Genomic DNA, 3,343 nt, shown 5'->3' with positions numbered 1-3,343 from the left:
AATCCCGGGTCAGTTCTCAGTGCAAAACAACAGTTTGTCATAAACGAGGGTTTTTGAGCATGCCATAGCGCATGCCGTCACGCCCCTTGAATGGCGCGATGGAATCTTCTCAAAACTGTTATAGAAACGGTTGTCGCAAAATGCTATGTGTCCAACGACTTTCAAGAACATTTGGATGGCTATGCGGGTCGGGTACGCCAGGGTCAGCACGATCGATCAAAATCCGGAGCTTCAGCTTGAGGCGCTGAGACGCGCCGGTTGCGAGAAGGTGTTTACCGAGCGCGGGTCAGGCGCTCGCGATGACCGCCCGGAATTGGGCCGAATTCTCTCCGACGTGCTTCGCACTGGTGACACGCTCGTTGTCTGGAAACTCGATCGGTTGGCGCGATCGCTAAAGAAGCTCATCGCGACGGCGGAAGAGTTGGAGCGCGCGAAGATCGGGCTCGTGTCCTTGACCGAGAGCATTGATACGACGACGCCGGGCGGCATGCTGACCTTCCATGTCTTCGGTGCGATCGCCCAGTTCGAACGTGCTCTGATCCGCGAACGCACGACGGCTGGACTGGTCGAGGCGCGGCAACGTGGCCGCAAGGGTGGCCGCCCGCCCGCGATGCGCCCGGGCGATATTGCCGCGGCGCGCGCCCTGATGAAGGAAGGCAGCATACCGGTACGCAATATTGCGCAGCGCATGGGGGTTTCTGTTGCAACCCTCTATCGTCATATCGGCAAGAAGGGTGGCTCTCCCAAAACAGTGGAATCCGAGGACGTCCATGGCTGAGCGGAGAAAGCGGCCGCCCGGAGAGGCTCTTGTCGATCTTCGACGCCGATTGTCGCTGCTTTCTCCCCGTGATCCAGGCCGTACCGAGATTGTTGCTCGTGCCGCCGATGCCTACGGCATCTCGATCTGGACCCTGTATCGGGCGCTGCGGGAGTTGAACCGCCCGAAATCCGTACGGCGCGCCGATCACGGAACCTCCCGGATCGCCCCGCAGCCGGAGATGGAAACCTATGCCGAAATCATCGCGGCCCTGAAGATCAGAACGGCGAACCGGAAGGGGCGGCATATCTCCACGGCGCGCGCCATCAAGCTGCTTGAGGAAGACGGCGTGGTGACGCCCGATGGCCTGGTCCGTGCACCGCCCGGCATCTTGAAACGCGCAACGGTCGATCGGCTGCTGCGTGTTTCCGGCCTGGATTATGCGCGCGTCACCCGCCCGGTGGCTGCCGTCCGATTCCAGGCGCGGCGTTCCAACGAACTCTGGCACTTCGACATGAGCCCGTCCGACCTGAAGCAGGTGGAAGCGCCGCTTTGGGTCGAGGAAGGGCGCGGCCGGCCGACGCTGATGCTGTTCTCCGTGGTCGATGATCGCTCCGGCGCGAGCTATCAGGAATACCGCTCCGTCTACGGCGAGGACGCGGAGTCCGCCTTGCGCTTTCTCTACAATGCCTTCGCCGCCAAGCCTGAACCGGAACTGCCGCTTCAGGGGATTCCAACGACCATCCATATGGATAACGGGCCGGTGAGCCGCTCGCGCGTTTTCCAGTCCGTCATGGGTAGCCTTGGTGTCCGGGTTCTCACGCATATGCCCCCGTCGGACAGCGAGCGGCGCACGCCGGCGCGAGCGAAAGGCAAGGTCGAGCGGCCGTTTCGCACGATCAAGGAAGTGCACGAGACCCTCTATCATTTCCACAAGCCGAAGGACGAAGAGGAAGCCAACCTTTGGCTCAGGCGCGCCTTGGTCACCTACAATAACGGCGACCATCGCACAGAGTCTCATGCACGCATCGAGGATTGGCTGCGGCATCTTCCTCCTGACGGGGTGCGGGCGATGTGCTCCTGGGAGCGGTTCTGCGCCTTTGCGCGCGAACCGGAACGACGGACGGTTGCTGGAGACGCGACCGTATCGGTCGAAGGCGCATCCTATGAGGTCGAGCCCGAACTTGCCGGCGAAACGGTGACCTTGCTCTGGGGCCTGTTCGATCAGGAACTGTTCGTCGAGCATGAGGGCAAGCGCTTCGGTCCATTCCAACCTTCGCGCGGGGCGGTTCCCCTCTTTCGCTATCGCAAATACCAGAAGAGCAAGCTCGAAGAGCGGCTCGACAAGGTGGTGCGCCTGGCAGACCAACTTGGGCTCCCCCGCGCCGCGGTCACCGGCGGGGATCGTCCATTGCCTTCGCTGCCCCCGACCACGGCTGGGCTGAGTGTACGGCGGACACCGTTTCCGGAACCCGCAATAGAGACCGCTTATCCAAATGGCCTCGCAGCCCGTGGGGCCATCGCCGACCAGCTCGGCCGGCCGATCGGCGCGATGAATGCCGGTGACCGCGCCTTCATCAATGAACTGCTTGGAGAAACACTCGACAAAAAGATGATCGCGGCCCGTATCCGCGAACGCTTCCAGGCGCGAAGAAAGGAAGAATGATGCTCGCTGACGTTCAATCCAGTTACGGCCTCGACCGGCCTTTCCAAGGGGCCGGCAACTTTGAGACCGAGCATCAGCGCACGATCATCCGCGAGGTGTGTGCGGCCGTCCAGACCGGTCGGCTTGTCGTGGTCTCCGGCCTGGTCGGTTCGGGGAAAACCCACCTTTTGCGCCGCATCGAGGCCGAACTCACCAAAGCCGGCAAGGTCGCACTCGCCAAATCGCTGGCGGTCGACAAGCGGCGCACTTCGCTGCCATCGCTCATTGAAGCCCTGTTCTACGACTTGTCTCCCGGCGATCGTGCGCAGGTCAAGATCCCCAAGCAGGCCGAGCGCCGGGAGCGCGACCTGCGCGACATCATGAAAAAAGGCAAACGGCCGATCGTCCTCGTGGTCGACGAGGCCCATGACCTGCACCACAAGACCTTAACCGGCCTGAAGCGACTGATGGAGGTGGTCGCCGACGCCGGCGTGCTCCTTTCCGTACTTCTTGTCGGGCATCCCCGGTTGCGCAATGATCTGCGCCGGCCGCAAATGGAGGAGATTGGCTACCGCACGACCATTTTTGACTACGAGGGGATCGGCTCCGCGCGCCGCGACTATGTTGCCTGGCTGCTTGGCGCCTGTGCGGCCGAAGGCGTAAAGGTTGGCGAACTCCTCGAGGAAGAAGCCATCGACCTCATCGCCGAACGTTTGCGCACGCCGCTTCAGATCGAGATGCATCTCACCCTCGCATTCGAGCAGGGCTTTCGCCTCGGCGCCAAGCCGGTTACCGCCGAAATCGTCGAGCAGGTCCTGTCCCGCGCCATCGACGATCTCGAACCGACGTTGACCCGAAATGGTTACGATGCGACGGCTCTGGTCACGCACCTCAATGCTCGGCCGTCGGATATCCGCGCCTTCCTGGCGGGCACCCTTGAT

General features: G+C 62.2%; 3 protein-coding genes. All 3 read left to right on the top strand.

What is annotated here, in order from left to right:
• The first annotated feature begins 175 nt into the window (after nucleotides 1-175).
• Entirely contained in the window at nucleotides 176-778 is a 603-nt protein-coding gene (locus RHIZ70P_RS22530; RefSeq protein ID WP_003501098.1) for a recombinase family protein, read from the top strand.
• Nucleotides 771-2,423, top strand: coding sequence for an IS481 family transposase (locus RHIZ70P_RS22525; RefSeq protein WP_003501095.1), 1,653 nt, complete (start codon nucleotides 771-773; stop codon nucleotides 2,421-2,423). Before RHIZ70P_RS22530 ends, RHIZ70P_RS22525 begins: the two co-directional genes overlap by 8 nt.
• Nucleotides 2,420-3,343: ExeA family protein (locus tag RHIZ70P_RS22520; protein ID WP_210209773.1), on the top strand; the 924-nt coding region annotated here is incomplete at its 3' end. The genes RHIZ70P_RS22525 and RHIZ70P_RS22520, both read left to right, overlap by 4 nt.

Origin of the sequence: Paenirhizobium selenitireducens ATCC BAA-1503 (assembly GCF_900492185.1) — a bacterium.
Lineage (GTDB): Bacteria > Pseudomonadota > Alphaproteobacteria > Rhizobiales > Rhizobiaceae > Allorhizobium > Allorhizobium selenitireducens_A.
The sequence above is the reverse complement of the archived record's forward strand: the minus strand, read 5'-3'. Positions and strand labels throughout refer to the sequence as shown.

Excerpts from the sequence above, each read along its gene's own strand:
- RHIZ70P_RS22530 (WP_003501098.1), top strand. The coding sequence starts at position 176 with ATGGCTATGCGGGTCGGGTACGCCAGGGTCAGCACGATCGATCAAAAT.
- RHIZ70P_RS22525 (WP_003501095.1), top strand. The coding sequence starts at position 771 with ATGGCTGAGCGGAGAAAGCGGCCGCCCGGAGAGGCTCTTGTCGATCTT.